Annotated in this window: 12 protein-coding genes, 1 tRNA gene and 3 pseudogenes; 6 read left to right on the top strand and 10 right to left on the bottom strand. The window is 43.6% G+C overall.

Annotation, left to right across the window (positions count from 1 at the left end; genetic code table 11):
- Positions 1–181 precede the first annotated feature (181 nt).
- From EI161_RS09075 to EI161_RS09065, 3 genes are all read right to left on the bottom strand, one after another.
- Positions 182–640 (bottom strand): hypothetical protein, encoded by a 459-nt coding sequence (locus tag EI161_RS09075; protein WP_192529439.1) that lies wholly within the window; start codon positions 638–640, stop codon positions 182–184.
- An 11-nt stretch (positions 641–651) separates the two neighbouring features.
- Positions 652–1,362, bottom strand: a complete 711-nt coding sequence (locus tag EI161_RS09070; protein WP_192524150.1) for a succinate dehydrogenase iron-sulfur subunit — start codon at positions 1,360–1,362, stop codon at positions 652–654.
- Positions 1,363–1,627: 265 nt separating this feature from the next.
- Positions 1,628–2,623 (bottom strand): diaminopimelate dehydrogenase, encoded by a 996-nt coding sequence (locus tag EI161_RS09065; protein WP_192523578.1) that lies wholly within the window; start codon positions 2,621–2,623, stop codon positions 1,628–1,630.
- A 404-nt stretch (positions 2,624–3,027) separates the two neighbouring features.
- Here EI161_RS09065 and EI161_RS09060 point away from each other — a divergent pair.
- The 3 genes and pseudogenes from EI161_RS09060 to EI161_RS09050 form a co-directional block, all read left to right on the top strand.
- Positions 3,028–3,138: pseudogene (locus EI161_RS09060) on the top strand (GntR family transcriptional regulator); the annotation flags it as partial.
- A gap of 186 nt (positions 3,139–3,324) precedes the next feature.
- The gene (gene truC / locus EI161_RS09055; RefSeq protein WP_192523588.1) at positions 3,325–4,083 is read left to right on the top strand and encodes a tRNA pseudouridine(65) synthase TruC; all 759 of its coding nucleotides are present in this window, start codon (positions 3,325–3,327) and stop codon (positions 4,081–4,083) included.
- 277 nt (positions 4,084–4,360) lie between these two features.
- Positions 4,361–4,531, top strand: a pseudogene (locus EI161_RS09050) (integrase core domain-containing protein); the annotation flags it as partial.
- A 130-nt stretch (positions 4,532–4,661) separates the two neighbouring features.
- On the opposite strand, the pseudogene EI161_RS09045 reads toward EI161_RS09050, so the two are convergent.
- Together EI161_RS09045 and EI161_RS09040 are read right to left on the bottom strand one after the other, a co-directional pair.
- Positions 4,662–4,781, bottom strand: a pseudogene (locus tag EI161_RS09045) (subtype I-F CRISPR-associated endonuclease Cas1); the annotation flags it as partial.
- A gap of 258 nt (positions 4,782–5,039) precedes the next feature.
- Positions 5,040–5,116, bottom strand: a tRNA-Val gene (locus EI161_RS09040).
- A 268-nt stretch (positions 5,117–5,384) separates the two neighbouring features.
- Between EI161_RS09040 and EI161_RS09035 the strand changes: the two genes are divergently transcribed.
- Entirely contained in the window at positions 5,385–6,362 is a 978-nt protein-coding gene (locus tag EI161_RS09035) for a glutathione S-transferase family protein (RefSeq protein WP_192523334.1), read from the top strand.
- A gap of 107 nt (positions 6,363–6,469) precedes the next feature.
- Here EI161_RS09035 and hemB read toward each other — a convergent pair whose 3' ends face one another.
- The 5 genes from hemB to EI161_RS09010 form a co-directional block, all read right to left on the bottom strand.
- On the bottom strand, positions 6,470–7,477 hold the full coding sequence (gene hemB, locus EI161_RS09030; protein WP_192523335.1) for a porphobilinogen synthase: 1,008 nt from the start codon (positions 7,475–7,477) through the stop codon (positions 6,470–6,472).
- 411 nt (positions 7,478–7,888) lie between these two features.
- A complete protein-coding gene (locus EI161_RS09025; protein ID WP_192523336.1) occupies positions 7,889–9,727 on the bottom strand; it encodes an efflux transporter outer membrane subunit in 1,839 nt (612 codons plus the stop codon).
- Complete coding sequence (locus EI161_RS09020; protein WP_192529438.1) at positions 9,724–12,939, bottom strand: efflux RND transporter permease subunit; 3,216 nt, start codon at positions 12,937–12,939, stop codon at positions 9,724–9,726. Before EI161_RS09020 ends, EI161_RS09025 begins: the two co-directional genes overlap by 4 nt.
- A gap of 35 nt (positions 12,940–12,974) precedes the next feature.
- On the bottom strand, positions 12,975–14,372 hold the full coding sequence (locus EI161_RS09015; RefSeq protein ID WP_192523338.1) for an efflux RND transporter periplasmic adaptor subunit: 1,398 nt from the start codon (positions 14,370–14,372) through the stop codon (positions 12,975–12,977).
- Positions 14,373–14,986: 614 nt separating this feature from the next.
- Entirely contained in the window at positions 14,987–16,012 is a 1,026-nt protein-coding gene (locus EI161_RS09010; RefSeq protein WP_192523339.1) for a polyprenyl synthetase family protein, read from the bottom strand.
- 590 nt (positions 16,013–16,602) lie between these two features.
- Here EI161_RS09010 and rplU point away from each other — a divergent pair.
- Both rplU and rpmA read left to right on the top strand, forming a co-directional pair.
- Positions 16,603–16,914: a 50S ribosomal protein L21 gene (gene rplU / locus EI161_RS09005; RefSeq protein WP_192523340.1), complete on the top strand. Its 312-nt coding sequence runs from the start codon at positions 16,603–16,605 to the stop codon at positions 16,912–16,914.
- A 91-nt stretch (positions 16,915–17,005) separates the two neighbouring features.
- On the top strand, positions 17,006–17,263 hold the full coding sequence (gene rpmA, locus EI161_RS09000) for a 50S ribosomal protein L27 (protein WP_192523341.1): 258 nt from the start codon (positions 17,006–17,008) through the stop codon (positions 17,261–17,263).
- Positions 17,264–17,633 lie beyond the last annotated feature (370 nt).

Here is a 17,633-nt window from a genome sequence, read left to right as displayed (position 1 = left end):
CTATAAATTTAATACTATGTTTTGCCCCTTTAAGGGCATAAATCTGGTATCGTTCACCTAGGCTTAGATGTGTATAGTTCATGGTTGCAATCTCACTTTGGTCGGTGGATAAAAACTTTGATGCTAGCGCATCTAGGTCTTTTTTTCACCTCACATTTGGTATTGCACTTCATGTGTTAATCTAAGCAATAAAAAGCCCAGTAAGATTACTGAGTTGCCCAAGACTTTGAGGTAGCTCTCTAAGCTCGTAACGATTAATAAAAAGTTTCGTTAGGTTAGTGAGGTGGTCCATATTATTTGTTAAGTCACTCGAATTAATACCATGAAAATTAATTTCCACGTGACCTGTGAGGTAAGTCAGTTCATTAGAGCTATAATTTATTCTATATATACGTCTATATTCCTGTTCGTCTAGCCCAGTGACTTCCACTTCTATAATTTCTAGAACCTCTAGCTTTTGGATACGAGACACCTCTTTATCATTAGGCGTCTCATAGCCGAGCATATCAAATGTGTCTGACCATTCTCTTATTTCCTCAATCCAACTATTATCAATATCTAGTGCTTTAACCTCTAGCGCTGTACTGAAAGTATCAAATACAGAGGTTTCCCGAGAGTTGTTATTAGTATCTTGACTCATAATCTCGTTCCTCAGCCCGCTTGGTTAATCAGCATATTACGCAAATTACCAATGGCTTTAGTTGGGTTTAGGCCTTTTGGACAATACAACACGCAATTCATAATACCGCGACAACGAAACAAACTAAACGGATCTTCTAAACGTAACAAACGTGCTCGGGTATCGGTATCACGGCTATCAACAGCGAAGCGATTAGCATTTAACAATGCGGCAGGTCCTAAGAACTTATCAGGATTCCACCAAAATGAAGGGCAAGCCGTTGAACAACAAGCGCATAAGATACACTCGTAGAGACCGTTGAGCTTTTCGCGCTGCTCAGGCGTCTGCAAGCGCTCCGTTACCGGTAATGGCTGATCGTTGATTAAGTAGGGATGAATCTTTTCATATTGTTCATAAAATTGGTTCATATCGATAACCAAATCACGAACCACGGGCAAGCCTGGTAACGGTCGAATAATGATTGTCTCGGGTAAGCTATTCATATTGGTTAAACAGGCCAAGGCATTTTTACCATTGATGTTCATGCCATCAGAGCCACAAATACCTTCACGGCAGGAACGGCGAAAAGTGATGGTTTCATCTTGTTGTTTAAGGCGTATCAATACATCAAGTAACATGCGATCTGAATCTAGAAGTTCAATGGTATAGCTTTGCATACGCGGCGCTGCATCTTTATCAGGATCGTAGCGATAGATTTCGATGGTGCGAGTACCTCGGCTCATAGCATTACACTCCAAATATAGATGCAGTATTGTTTAAAAAATTACTCCTATACTTTACTATACACTTGACTTTTTAATAATTCTGCAACTATTTGAAATATTTATCTTTTTTGGTATAAGTATCATCTTAACGATCAGCGTTACCCAAGCTAAAGTAGCGGCGCCAAAAATTAGACCACATTAAACCATAAAAAAAGCACCGAGCTTTAATGGCTGGGTGCTTTTTGTTTTTGGCTTAGAGCTTTTTCCATTATAGAGCTAGCGTTTACAGCAACTCTTTACGCAGCTGTGCCGGCGTCTTTGGCGACAACAAACCAGGGGCGACGTCGAGCACGGTTTTTGCACCAGTTTCGCCTGCCACGTTCATTTTATAGGCGGCGCGGGCGTAGGCCACGAGCACGCTGGCAGTAAACTCAGGGTTACTGCCGAGCTTTAATGAAAACTCCAACACTTGGTTGTTCTGCTCATTATCGAGGCCGCTGACGCCACTGCGAATGACGAAGCCACCGTGCGGCATCTTGCTGTGTTCAGACTCAAGAGTTTGCTCATCGATAAAGTGCACTGTGGTGTCGTAGTCAGCAAAATAATCCGGCATGGTTACTATGGCGTTGCGCACGGTATCGGCATCGGCGCCGTCTGCTAGCACGACATAACATTCGCGGGTGTGCTTTTCACGGGTACTGAGCGTGGGCTGTTCGCCTGCCCGTACGCGCGCCATGGCAGATTCTGAGGGCAGGGTATATTGCACGCCTGCCTGAACACCATCCACACGGCGTACCGCATCTGAGTGCCCTTGGCTTAAGCCTTTGCCCCAAAAGCTATAGGTTTCACCGACCGGTAGAATAGCTTCACCGTATAAGCGGTTGATAGAAAATAAACCGGGATCCCAACCTACGGACAGCATGGCGACTTTGCTGGCTTTTTTAGCAGGCGCGTCAAGCGCTTCGAAATATTCGGGGATTTTGGCGTGGGTATCGAAGCTGTCGACGATGTTAAATAAACTCGCAAGCGCAGGGCCTTGCTCGGGCAAATCAGACTTGGAGCCGCCACATAAGATCAGCACGTCTATGTCGTCTTTATATTGTGCAATATCGTCCATGGCGTAGACGGGTGCGCTATCGTCAATCAGGGTGACGGAGGCGGGATCTCGGCGGCTGAATACACCGACTAATTGCATGTCTGGACAGTGCTTGATGGCGGCTTGGGCGCCGCGGCCGAGGTTGCCGTAACCGGCGATGGCGACTCTAATTATTGATGTCATTATGATTAGCCTTACGTTGGTGTAGCGGACAGTCTGTTATTGCTAGTGTGAGATGTATCAAGTGATACCGGTGGTGCAATAAGGGTCTGCAGTAAGTCAGACTGTTATAAATTGATGTTCTGCAGAGGTAGCAGGTATTTTAGATGATTACTATTACGAGCGATAGCTTACTTTACATATTTGAAGCCATCTGTACAAAGCTACAGATTTAACCTCTATTATGTCAAGATAGGGTCGACCAAATATTATCATATGACGTTATACCATTCACAAAAATTAGAGTAGCAAGGAAAACGAGTGCAAGTGATGCTAAATACTTTCTGGTTATCCTTGATAAAAAAGGGTGGTATAGGTAATGATAATCAAGAAACTATATGATAGAGGTGGGCAATACTAAAAAAGAAAACTTAGTTAAAGTATGCCGCATTGCTAAGAACTTAGAAGGTGAGCCTATTGAATATAGAGAGTCATATGGGTTGGCAGAGAAGTTCAGTTATGAAATTAATATTATTTAGAGATTAGTAAAGGGCAAGGGCAGCAGTCAACTCATTTAGGCCACTTGATTCAAACCTCCCAAGTCAGTTTCTACAAAACTGACAGCATAGGTCAAAGACCTTTGTGCATGACTTGATAGGCTGCGATAAAAAGGATATATATAGCAGACATATAATTACAGTATCTAAAGTATGAGCACTGAAAACATGAATATCGAAAGCAACACCGCTAACCAAATAGACATCATCTATGAAGATGAGTTTCTGGTAGCGATTAATAAAGAGGCTGGTCTATTGGTGCATCGCAGTTGGCTGGATAAAGGCGAGACACGCTTTGCCATGCAACTCACCCGTGATGCGGTAGGTTGCCATGTATTTCCGGTGCATAGGTTAGATAAGCCCACCTCAGGCGTGTTGCTGTTTGCCAAAAGCCCAGCCGTGGCGCGTAGCCTTACTGAAGCTTTTACTGAACACAAAATTACCAAGCAGTACTTAGCCGTAGTGCGCGGCTTTATGCCAGAGCAGGGCACTGTTGATTATGCGTTGAGCTTTCAGCCCGATGCCATTGCCGATAAGTTTGCTGACTTGGACAAACCTGCTCAAGAAGCGGTGACACATTGGCAACGTTTGGCACAAGTTGAGCTGCCATTTGCGGTGTCAAAAAAGCATGACACTAGCCGCTATAGTCTCATGCGCTTAATACCTGAAACTGGACGAAAACATCAGCTACGTCGGCACATGAGGCATTTATTCCATCCTATAGTGGGTGATACCAGCCACGGCGACGGACGGCATAATCGATTTTTTCGTACGCAATATGGTTGCGCGCGCATGCTGTTGCACGCTCAGAGTTTAGCGCTCAGCCATCCAGTTACCGGTGAGCCATTGTTATTAAAAGCAGGATTGGATAGTCAATGGATACGCATTATGGAAGAGTTTTCTTGGATAAATAGCGCTGGAGATTAATCAGCGTAGGATTTATCTTAGAAAATTATATCAAAGGAGTCTCTAAGTTGGGAGTTGTTAATCAAGCAGCCTGACGAATAGCTGTTTATGTGAGGTACTCTCATTGGTTTAACGTGGTCCTAGTGGTATAAGCCATTCAGATTGTGATGGTGTATCAAAAAGTATGCTGATTAAAATTTAAACAATTATTGAAGCCTTAAAAGCCCTATAGGGTCAGAGAACGTAGCATAGGTTTCTTATTGACTTTTATCGCCAGCATACTTTTTAGAACACCACCGACTATTTAAAGGAGAACTGGACTGGCGTTAATGATGTTGAACTGGCAACCCTTGAATGGGTGGATTGGTTTAATAAAACACGATTGCATAGCACGATTGGATATGTATCACCTTTTGAATTTGAAAAGCGGTATTCTGATAATTTAATCCTGTCAGGCATGGCTGCCTGACTCAAGTAAATCACTCTCCGATATACTCGGGGCGGTTCAGTTTATCAGATCCAGCGAATTTCTAAGTCACCTGAGCGGTGATGAAGCAGATAACCAAGCCCGAGTTCGATAGAGCAGATTTCTAAGTCACTTTTTGCATGACGCGGCAATGCGAGAGATAGTAGATATTGGCGCGTTTAGAGTGCAGAATGGTCTTGAGATCAGAGGAGGCGAAGCTATTACCTGTATAGGGGTTAGTCGATTTAGCCATAGTAATTTCAGTAAAGTAAAACCTTATCTTAGGTATGGCTTTACCTTACTGGAATTATATTTGCAAAACAATGGATAGGATATCTTCTGCGACAACAGATGTCATTTTGGGATATAATAATTACCAGACAACTTAAGTTATCTGGCAACCCAGCAGGCGTCTAAAAAGTGGTCAATGGCAGTTACACAGAATCTGGGATGGTCTCTATTTTACGGACAAAAAAAGCCCCAGTCGTTAGACTGGGGCTTTCTAAATATTTGGTAGGCATAAGCAGATTCGAACTGCTGACCTCTACCATGTCAAGGTAGCGCTCTAACCAACTGAGCTATACGCCTATTTAGGTTGAGCATTTTAGCAAATTTTGAGGACTTTGCAAGCCTTTTTTATCATAATAACGACTTATTGTTTTAATATTGAGTATCAAGCCTTATATTGAGTGATATATAAACTTTTTTGTGTAGTTTTATTAAATATATTATAATGGTTATTTAGTTTTTCTTATTTATAGCAGGGCGAATTCTATTGGCTAGGCTTGGTGGCAATGTTATTGTAAATAGAAAACGATCGATATGAAATTAAAACTGCAATAAATCGGAGAATGAGATGGGCTTATTGGTTGATGGTCAGTGGCAAGACAAATGGTATGACACAGACTCTAGTGGTGGGCGCTTTGAGCGCGAAGAAGCGGGATTTAGAAACTGGGTCACAGCAGATGGAAGCTCTGGGCCATCAGGTCAGAGCGGTTTTAAAGCCGAAGCCAATCGTTATCATTTATATGTCTCGCTTGCCTGCCCTTGGGCACATCGTACAATCATTTATCGAAAATTTAAAGGTTTAGAGGACATGATTACGATGTCTGTGGTTCATCCGTTTATGGGTGATAAAGGTTGGACGTTTGCAGAGGAAGAAGGCGTTATTGCTGACCCGATTGTGAATGCCAGCTACCTATATGAGATTTATACTGCAGCGAAATCAGACTATACAGGGCGGGTCACAGTACCGATATTATGGGATAAACATACCAATACTATCGTCAGTAATGAATCCTCTGAAATCATTCGTATGTTTAACTCAGCTTTTGATGAAGTGGGAGCAGTATCAGGTAATTTTTTACCGTCAGACAAAATAGCAGAAATCGATGAAACTAATGCATTTGTTTATGATGCGGTCAACAACGGTGTCTATAAGGCAGGTTTTGCCACCACAGAAGCGGCCTATAAAAAAGCGGTCGTCACTCTATTTGATGCGCTAGATACTTTAGAGGCACGTTTAGAAAACCAGCGTTATTTGATAGATAATAGGATCACTGAAGCAGATTGGCGTTTATTTACGACATTAGTACGCTTTGATGCCGTTTATGTCGGGCACTTTAAATGTAATATCCGCCGTATCGTTGATTACCCAAATCTTTGGGGCTATCTGCGTGACTTATATCAAATCTCAGGTATCGCAGAGACGGTAAATATGGATCATATTAAGGCGCATTATTACACCAGTCACGCCAATATTAATCCTACTCGTATCATACCCGTAGGTCCTATAATTGATTTTAATAAGCCACATGACCGTGCGTGTTTATAGCACTACTCATCAGTGTTTTAAACCACTTTAGAGATAAAAAAAGCGCCAGCTGATGGTTTTCAGCTGGCGCGATAGCGTCCACAATACAAAAAGCACACTGCTCAATATTAAGCGTTATTTAGCTGACGTGCTGCTTCTAGTGCAAAGTAAGTCAAAATACCGTCAGCACCAGCACGGCGGAAGCCAATTAAAGATTCTAAAATTACCGCATCAGTCAACCAGCCGTTTTGAATCGCGGCCATATGCATCGCATATTCGCCAGAGACTTGGTACGCAAAGGTCGGCACGCCAAAGGTGTTTTTGACTTCACGGATCAGATCAAGATAGGGCTGGCCTGGCTTAATCATGACCATATCCGCGCCTTCATTGATGTCCATCGCGACTTCATGTAGCGCTTCAGCACGATTACCAAAGTCCATCTGATACTGTTTTTTGTGCCCGCCTTTTAAGTTACCCGCACTACCGACCGCATCACGGAACGGACCGTAATAGGCAGAGGCATACTTAGCTGAGTAGGCCATAATAGCGGTATTGACAAAGCCTTCTGCCTCAAATGCGTCACGCATAGCTTTGATGCGGCCATCCATCATGTCACTAGGTGAGATGATATCAGCACCCGCGCGCGCATGAACCAAAGCTTGCTTGACCAACACCTCAGTGGTTTCGTCGTTCATGACATAGCCGCTGTCATCAAGTAGGCCATCTTGACCATGAGAAGTATAAGGGTCTAGCGCCACATCGGTCATCACTACCATTTCTGGAACGGCATCTTTCACGGCTTTTACCGTACGAGCGGTGAGGCCGTTTTCATCATATGCCGCGCTGCCATCAGCAGTTTTTAAGCTATTATCGATAACAGGAAAGATATCGATAGTGGTCACGCCCTCACTTAATAGTGCTTTAGCATGCTCAATAAGTAGGTCGATTGATAAACGCTCAACTCCTGGCATACTTGCGACTGCTTCGCGCTGGTTATCACCTTCGATGACAAAGACGGGTGCAATTAAATGCTTAGGATGTAGCTCGACCTCACGAATCATTGCTCTTACGTTATCGTTATAACGCAAGCGGCGTAGGCGAGTGGCAGGGAATTGGCGATTAAAAGTATAAGTCATGGTAACTCCTTATTATAGTGTCACTAGATTGTATGGTGCTATTGGATGATATGATTACTATTATAAAGCTGTCTTTATAGGGGAGTACAAAACAATGTTCAATATGCTGGGCTTACTATAGGTAGTTCTAAATAAAATCGATACATTGTTAGCTACGTGCTACTGTTATAAATTTTTTTTGCTTGCTGTTCGCAAGCGTGACAGAGGCAGCAAAAAATTTACTCCAGTAGCACTCGTATCGGTTTTAAAGTGAATCAACTATATAGTAAAAAACAGCCTATGAAAGCAATAAACCCTACCAAGTTGGCAGGGTTTATTGTACTTATCTACTGTCAACGTGATTATGAAACGTCATTACAAAGTCACAATGTTGTGATGTTGCGATTTACAAGGATTAAATGTCAAAACAGTTTAAGGCTCAACAACCTGCGCTTCGGGTAATTGTTCAACCGTTGTTTCTTTATGGACAGTACCCACTGCCGCATCTGCCTTGCCATCGTTATTAACATCGACGACAGTCCTAGGCTCAAACGTGCTAGTCGTTGACGACTGTGACTGCTTAATCGCTAAAGCCTCTTGCGGCGAAGCCACACGCGCTGAACTGGCAGCGTCAACCACATTAGCCGCTTTAGCTTCATCGCTATAAGCCACTTGGGTTAAGTTGTTGTGTCGCGGCACAGGTATAACGCTCGGAACATCATTCAGATTAGCGCCGCCACCAAGTACTTGGTATAGCTCGACTTGGCTAATGGCTTTCTGTAGCTCTAAATCTAAAATCCCTTGTTGAGTTGAGAACAGTGAACGCTGCGCATCGAGTACATCCAGATAGTTTGAGATACCTGCTTTAAAGCGCGCATCTGCGATTTGATACGTTTGCTCAAAGTTGTCTTGCAGACGATACTGTGCTTCTAGCTGCTCACCAAGTGTTGCGCGAGTTGCTAGCACATCAGAGACTTCTCGGAAGGCTGTCTGGATAGATTTCTCGTAGCTGGTAAGCGTTTGTTCTTGCTCAATTTTGGCCACATCATATTCTGCATCTAAACGACCGGCATCAAAAATAGGTACGCTAATGCTTGGTCCAAACGACCAACCAACCGAGCCACTTTTGAACAAGTCGTCTAAGCTACCACTACTCACACCAACGCTACTAGCAAGGCTAATAGAGGGGAAGTAAGAAGCTCGTGCCACTTTGATATTAGCACCAGCGGCTTTTAGATTGTATTCCGCTTGCAGCACATCAGGACGATAGCGTAATAACTCACTTGGCAGACCTGCATTAAATATCTGCTGGTTAGTGATATTACTAACTGCTGGTGTTGGAATTAAGTCACCTGGGATAGGTGCGCCAACTAAAAACTGTAAGGCATTACGCGATTTTAGAATACTGCTTTGGGCACGTAATACCGCAAGTTTAGCGTTCTCAAGCGAAGCACCTGATTGCAACGACGGTAGCTTAGGATCGATACCGGCTTCAAAACGTTTATCAGCGATAAATAGTGATTTCTCACGACTTTCAACCGTTGCTTCAGCCAGTTTTAACTGCGCTAGGCTATAGCTTAAGTTGGCATAGCTTTGGGCAATGTTACTAATGAGGCTAATTTGGGTCGAATCTTTTGCAGCAGCCGTTGACAAAAAGTTCTGTAACGCTTGATCTTTTAGGCTAGCAATTTTGCCCCAGAAATCTAACTCATAGTTAGCGAGACCAAGATTGACGTTATAGCTGCTGTTAGGGTTTTTATCGACGTTATTCTGAGCTTTTCGTGAGTAACCAGCGCTGCCATCAATCGTCGGCAGGTCACGAATATCGGTAATCTGATATTGTGCCCGTGCTTTTTCAATGGCTAAGCGTGCGTTTTCAAAGTCTTTATTGTTTTCAAGACCTAAGGCAATTAAGCCTTTCAAGCGCTCATCACTATAAAAGTTCTGCCAGCGTTGACTAGCGATGCTAGGCTGCTCACCGTTACTAACGGTCTCACTATCAAAAGCACCGTAAGTTTGTTCAATCGGCACATTAGGCTCTGCAAGCACAGGGCGTGTATCCGCTTTTGGGATAGTATTACACGCCGCCATACTCATTGCTAATGCAGACAAGCCCAGCAAGCGTCCACTATTTTTGCGTATCCGTGATATAGAAACACTCGCAACCATAGTGGTAGGGGCAAACCATGTGCCTGTAGTTGGGCGCACCAGAGCAGTAGTGACTACTGCTTTGGTGGCTGAGTTAGGGGTGAAAAAGGAACGAAAACTCATTGTGTATTATCTCCAAAGCTTACAGGCTGATAACTCTCAGAGGGAGTTGGGGCTTGCGGATCATCGTTATTAGGTGGTTGATGGCCTTCATTACCTTTATAAGGGAAAATACTACGTACCCAAATATAGAACATCGGAATAAAGAAAACACCTAAGATTGTGGCGGTAACAACCCCACCAACAACACTGGTACCGATGGCGTTTTGGCTACCAGACCCAGCGCCCGTGGCTATGAATAATGGCACAACACCAAGACCAAAGGCAAGCGAGGTCATAATAATTGGACGTAGACGCTGACGAGCCGCGGTCATTACCGCCTCTTTCAGGCTATAACCTTCATCCTCTTGGTGATCCCTCGCAAACTCGATAATCAAGATGGCGTTTTTGGCGGATAGCCCGACGACCGTTAGTAGACCAACTTGTAGGTAAACGTCATTGGAGAAGCCACGGAACCAAGTAAATAGCACCGCCCCCAAGACCCCAAGTGGAATGACTAATAGGACTGAGAATGGAATTGACCAACTCTCATACAAAGCAGCAAGACATAAGAATACCACTAAGATTGAGATGGCGTATAGCATCGGCGCTTGAGCACCCGATTTTTTCTCTTCAAGTGACATGCCGGTCCACTCATAGCCTACACCGTCAGGTAGCTTTTCCATCATCGCTTCCATCGAGTCCATCGCATCACCGGTACTTAAACCTGGTGCATCGCCACCTTGAAGGTTCATAGACGGTAAGCTGTTATAACGGGTCAGACGCGGTGAGCCTGATTGCCATTCAGTACTAGAGAAAGCGTCAAACGGAATCATATTGTTCACATCATTACGTACGTACCATTTACCAATATCGTTAGGGTTGGTACGGCTGTTTGGTTCACCTTGCACAAACACACGCTTAATACGACCACGATCAACGAAGTCATTGATATAGCTTGAGCCCCACGCGGTTGAGATGACGCTATTAATACTAGCCATAGATAAGCCATAAGCAGCGGCTTGTTCTTGGTTAACATTTACTTTTAGCTGCGGCGCATCTTCTTGTCCGTTTGGACGAACACCAGTGACTTTATCATTTTCACCAGCCATACCCAGCAGCATATTACGCGCTTCTAGTAGACCGTCGTGACCGACGTTGCCGTTATCTTGAATCATTAAATCAAAACCACTGGCGTTACCAAGTTCGGTAATGGCTGGCGGTACAATCGCAAATACTTGAGCTTCATTTTGGGAAAAGAAATAGCCCATCGCGCGCTCGGCGACTGCTTGGGCGGTATTCTCATCACCTTTGCGGTCGGCCCAATCAGTCAAGCGTACGAATGCTAGGCCCATATTCTGCCCTTGACCGGCGAAGCTAAAGCCTGACACGGTAAACACAGACTCAACGTTACCGTCTTCTTCAGACTCGTAATAATCGTTGACTTTTTCGAGTACAGCGTCTGTTTCATCGAGCGTGGCACCAGCAGGTAACTGCACTAGGGTAAACATAATACCCTGATCTTCTTCGGGTAAAAATGAGCTGGGAATACGTAAGAATACTACTGCCATTATACCGATAATGACGGCATAAACGATAAAGTAGACCCATTTTAGGCGGAAGCTTTTACCCACAAAGTTTTCGTAAGAGCGACTGGCTTTAGCGAAAGAACGGTTAAACCAACCAAAGAAGCCTTTCTTTTCTTCAGTATTACCTTTTTCATGGTCCTTGCTACGTTTGAGCAAAGTGACACAGAGAGCAGGGGTGAAGATAAGTGCTACTAGAGCTGATAGCACCATACTGGTAATCAAGGTAATGGCAAACTGACGGTAAATAACACCAGTTGCGCCGCCAAAGAACGCCATCGGTACGAATACTGCCGATAGAATCAAGGCGATACCGACAACGATTTTACTAATTTCACCCATCGATTGTATCGTGGCGTCTTTGATGGAGATTTCAGAATCCTCCTCCAAAATCCGCTCGACGTTCTCCACCACGACAATGGCATCATCCACCAGTAGACCAATGGATAGTACCAATGCGAACATAGTCAATACGTTAATACTAAAGCCGGCGAGATAAAGCACCGCGAAAGTACCTAACAATACCACAGGTACTGCAAGGGTAGGAATGATGGTAGCACGCCAGTTCTGTAAGAAAATGAACATGACGATAAATACTAATATAATTGCTTCAATTAAGGTTTTGACAACTTGTTCAATAGACAAGCGTACAAATGGTGTGGTGTCATAAGGCACTACCGTCGTTAGACCTGCTGGGAAGCTTTGCTCCAGCTCTGCCATACGGTCGCCAACCAACTCACGAGTTTCTAGAGCGTTGGCACCACCGGCGAGGGAGATACCAAGACCAGCAGATTCTTTACCATTATATAACGCATTAACGCTGTAGTTTTCACTACCAATCTCAACATCTGCAACATCACCTAGGCGAACTTGTGCACCAGAGCTGTTGGTTCTTAATAAGATGTCTTTGAATTCATCAGCGGTTTGCAAATAGCTTTGTACAGTAACCGTCGCGTTAATGACCTGCTGATCTGAGTCAGCGGGCGCTTGACCCAGTTGACCTGCTGATACTTGCGCATTTTGCGCTCGTACCGCATCGACCACATCAGAGGGCACCATGTTATAGCTGCGTAAGCGGGCAGGATCTAGCCAAATGCGCATTGCATAAGATGAGCCGAATACCTGAACTTCACCCACACCTTCAACCCGACTGAGCGGATCGACGACGTTCGAGTTAATGTAATCGGCAATATCAGCCTTATCCATCTCGCCATTTTCAGAAATAAACCCTTGCACCATCAAAAAGCTGCTGGAGGATTTATTAACGTTGACGCCTTGCCGCTGTACTTGTTCTGGCAACGAGCTCATTGCTGCTTGGAGTTTATTCTGTACCTGTACCTGAGCGGTATCAGGGTCTGTACCATTCTCAAAGGTAAGCGTGACTGACGCCCCACCATTTGAGGAGCTCGATGATGACATGTACATCAAGCCATCAAGCCCTTTCATACGTTGTTCAATAATCTGAACAACTGAGTCTTCAACAGTTTGCGCGTTCGCACCAGGATAGTTTGCGCTGACCGAAATAGTCGGCGGCGCAATACGTGGGTACTGTTCAATCGGTAGATTGATGACCGATATTATCCCGATGAGCATGACTAAAATAGCCATCACCCATGCAAAAATAGGGCGATCAATAAAAAAACGTGACATAGTATATCCCTAGGTCTTCCTATCTTTGAATGGAATTAGTTAGCGGCGTCTTCTGCTGGTTTTTTGGCAGAAGGGTCTTTATCAGCAGGTTTATCCATTTTCTTTGCGGCTTGCTGAGGTGTTTTTGCATTAGGTGCACCTTGTTTAGACGGTGCTGAGTTCGGGTTTTCTAACGGTTTAGCGACCACCTCTTGCTCAGGTTTGACTTTTGAACCCCCAATAATAACGACTTTTTCACCATTTTTCAGCCCATCAGTAACTAACCACTTTCCGTCGTATGTGCCATTGATAGTGACCGGACGTACTTGAATTTTATTATCTTTGTCAACGACATATACCTGCGTATCACCTTTAGGAGTACGTATAAGCCCGCTTTGAGGTATTAAAGCTGCATTGGTGATGACGCTTTGGGTTAAGCGTGCGCTGACATACATACCTGGCAATAGAATGTTGTCGCTATTCGGGAATACCGCACGCAATGTCACGGCGCCTGTAGACTCATCGACTTTTGCCTCTGATAAGGCCAGTTTGCCGCGCACTGGATAAACACTGCCATCTTCTAACACTAACTCCACGCTATTCATACCGGCTTGTGCTTTGCCTTCAGAAATCTGCTGGCGTAGTCTTAATAGATCAGATGATGACTGACTAATATCGACATAAATAGGATCTAAGCGTGAAATGGTCACTAAGGGATCGGGTTGACCAGCGCTGACCAGCGTACCAGCAGTAACGCTAGAGCGGTCAGAGCGCCCGCTGAGAGGTGCGCGTACGATAGTACGGTTAAGGTCCAAGGTGCTAGCGTCCAAACCTGCTTTTGCTGTTTGGATACCTGCTTTTGCACTCTCGATACCGGCTTGTGTTTGCCCAACAGCGGCAGCAGCACTTTGTACAGCGGCTTGTGCTGTACGTACTTGCGTTTGCGCTTGCTCGTATTGCTGTTTAGAGATGGCATCGATACTAACCAAGCCTTGCAAACGTTGTAAGTCATTTTGTGCTTGAGCCAATGATGCTTGACGGCTGCCCAGTTCGGCTTTTGCATTGGCATTATTTGCCATGGCTGTCTGATAGTTGGCTTGTGATTGTTGCACAGCGGCTTGACCACTCGTTACCGAAGAAGCATAGTTATCGGTATTGATACGATAAAGTGGCTGACCTTTTTTGACATTACCACCCTCGCGGAAAAGTACTTCGTCAATGACGCCATTAACCTGTGGGCGGACGTCGGCAGTTTGGTAGGCGGCGGTACGTCCAGAAAAAGTCTGTACTTGGGGTACGGTATCTAGGGTGACAGTTTGGACGTTGACAACCGCAGGCGGCATCTGCTGCTGAGCGGCTTCAGCGCCAGCGGCGTCCTCGTTTTTGTCACAGCCAACCAGTACAGCTCCAGATAGTACAGATGCTATTACAAGCGCAAGATAAGAGTGCTTCATCAATGTCCTCGGCAGTATATATAAAATAAATAATGGCAGTATAAAAAGTTTATCAATAAATTTTAGTGTATTGAATGTAAAAATTAATTTTGCTCTAAACACCATACTATTTTTGCTAAAAAAGCTTTCAATACAACTGTTTTAGCAAAATATCGTTACTAGGACATCTAACAGCGATATACATTAAGTACTGGTGCGAGACTCTTTGGTATCAAAGTCGTAGCTAAGCTACAAAATTGAATCATAAATTGAACCAGTAATTATAAACTATAGGGGTAACCCCACAGTCAAGTCGTTAAGCAAAGGATTCATTGCAAAGAACCGTAATATTACCTTTCACGAATAAATAAAATGCTGTTATAGCAAGTCTCTTGTTCATTAACAGCTAAAACACAGTTAGAAAATGCTCAAGTATAAATAATTGTAAGCTTTTGTTAAAACGTTAAAGCCATATTGGTATTAAGGCTATTAAGTCATGAGAGAGCAGGGTTGTTAGTAAAATAACAATTTTAGCAACCACTAAATGTGACCGCTGAAATGAAGGGGCATAAGTGCTCTCTAAAGTGAAATATTTAATCTCATAACAGAAATAGCTATTAAGAATGACAGAGACGCTATAGCAAACGCGCGCTAGCAAGTTCTGTCAACTGATATAACCCAGTACGATAACGGTTATCAGGTAAAGTGCTAAGTGCTTGCTGAGCCAATTTAGTTTCTTCTAAAGCGCGCTGTTTACAGTAGTCTAATGAGCCTGAGCCGCGTACCAGTTCGATCAGCTGCTCAGTATTTTCGGTTTTACCCGTCTGTACCGCGAGACGCAGTTTTTCATATCCTTTTGTATCGCTCTCTTTCAATAACTCTAGCGCTTTGATGGTGGGTAGCGTCGGCTTGCCTTCTGCCAAATCATCGCCTAGGTTTTTACCCATCAATTCACTGTCACCACTGTAATCAAGTACGTCATCAACAATCTGGAATGCATTACCAAAATGCTGACCAAAATCTGCTAATGCTTGTAAGTGCTCGGTTTTATTCTGCAAGATAGCGGCCCCTTGGGTCGCCATCATAAATAAGCGAGAGGTTTTGCCATCGATAATGCGTAAATAGTCATTTTCAGTCGCGGCAGGGTTGTGCTGATGTTGCAGCTGCAATACTTCACCTTCTGCAATATCGCAAGTACCGTCTGAGAATACCTGCAATAATGGCAAGCTTTGGAAACCAACTAGTAGATTAAAGGCGCGGGCAATCAGATAGTCACCGACCAATACCGCTGTGGCATTGTCCCAAGTGGCATTGGCTGTTGGCTTGCCACGGCGCTGACCTGATTCATCAATCACATCATCATGAACCAGGGTTGCTGTGTGCAACATCTCAGTAATCGCTGCCAAATGCATGGCTTTTTCTGATGGATTGTCGTCAAACATGCGTGCACATAACAAGGTAATCAAAGGACGCATACGCTTGCCACCCGCATTGATCACGTGTTGTGACACGCTCATCACTAGCTGCACTTTTGAATTTAGGCTACCGAATACTTGCTTGTCCATAATCTCAAAATCATCTGTTACGATATTTTGGATTTCAGCATAGTCAGGTGTTGAATTAGGTGCGGCTGGGGTATTGCTTAAAGGAGTGCTGGTCATAATAGATAGTCATATTAATAAGAATAGAGAATTTTTTTACAGCCTTGGCGTTATAAAATATAGGTAAGGCCTGATTTTTTCTTATGATAGCATAGCTATGTGGTTAAATTGATGGTTAAATTGTTGATTGGAGCCTGTCAAAAGCCGCACGGTTTTCTTTTTATTGATCCTTATCTGAGATAAAGAAGAAATAGCCATGATAAAAATGCCCTGATATTGGATGATATGAATACTCGTTTACTTAATGGTTTTTCAGGTACAGAATGGGTTGATAAAAGACTGTAAGTAACTGATTATATAAGTTATAATAACCGCAGTTGGGCTTAGGTCATTATCCGTTGTAAGGGCTCTAGATATTTTGGTATTAAATACCCTCTTTGATAGCTTCAAAATCAACGACATAGATAGCAATAAAATAATGACTGTTAATGAAACCACCTTACAAAAATACGCCAAACGAGTGAGATGAACGGCTTGCTTTTATAAGCAAAAAGCCGTAAAATCTTGCCTTTAATTTTTCCCTGTCGTGTTCGTCGCAAAAGCGCTGGTATGATATCAGCCACGGCACACGGGTTAAACGGAGTCATACAATGTACGCAGTAATTAAAACTGGTGGTAAACAGCACCGTGTAGTCGTCGATGAGCTTTTAAAAGTTGAACTACTAAAAGCAGAAAAAGGCGAAACAATCAAATTTGAAGACGTGTTGATGGTTGTTGACGGTGAAACTGTCAAAATCGGTCAGCCTGTCGTTGATGGTGCTAGCGTAGAAGTTGAAGTGGTTGAACATGGTCGCGGCGAAAAAATCCGTATCATCAAACACAACCGTCGTAAGCATTATCACAAAGAACAAGGTCACCGCCAATGGTACACCTTGTTAAAAATCAAAGCCATTAATGCCTAATTACCCATTTAGCGATAATCGCTAAACAGCGCACTAAATGCTTAAGAGTTGTCGCATTAGCGATAAGTCACATTAACAAGGAGATTTTCTCATGGCACATAAAAAAGCTGCAGGTTCGACTCGTAACGGTCGTGATTCAAACCCAAAAATGCTCGGCGTAAAAATCTTTGGTGGTCAAACCATCGTTGCCGGTAACATCATCGTTCGTCAACGTGGTACAGAATTCCACGCAGGCGAAGGCGTTGGCATGGGTCGTGACCATACTTTATTTGCACTGAATGACGGTGTAGTGAAGTTTGCAACCAAAGGCAAATTTAACCGTCGTTATGTGATGGTTGAAAACGCATAATTGCCCATCTACCTTATTTTATTCTTTTTGAATAAAATAACTGGATGACTAAAAAGCCCTTATTACCGTTTGGTAGTAGGGGCTTTTTGATGCCTGCCTTTGATACTCGTTGTACCACTCATAGAACATCATATACTGTGTAACGGCACTGGTTACAAGCCTGTATGTCAGGCGTAGTAATCATTGCAAATCATGACTAGGCGCGCAATAAAAAAACTGGCACACTGTCTCCATTGTTTATTAGCGCTGGTTTTATAGTGCTCAAATAAACATTTATAGAAAACAAAAATTTTAGGGGCTGTATAGAATTGGGAAATAGTTGAAAAAAATAAGCAACGCCTTACACTCTTGTTTACCACAACAAAGAGAA

Source organism: Psychrobacter sp. FME5 (genome assembly GCF_014861375.1).
Lineage (GTDB): Bacteria > Pseudomonadota > Gammaproteobacteria > Pseudomonadales > Moraxellaceae > Psychrobacter.
The sequence above is the reverse complement of the archived record's forward strand: the minus strand, read 5'-3'. Positions and strand labels throughout refer to the sequence as shown.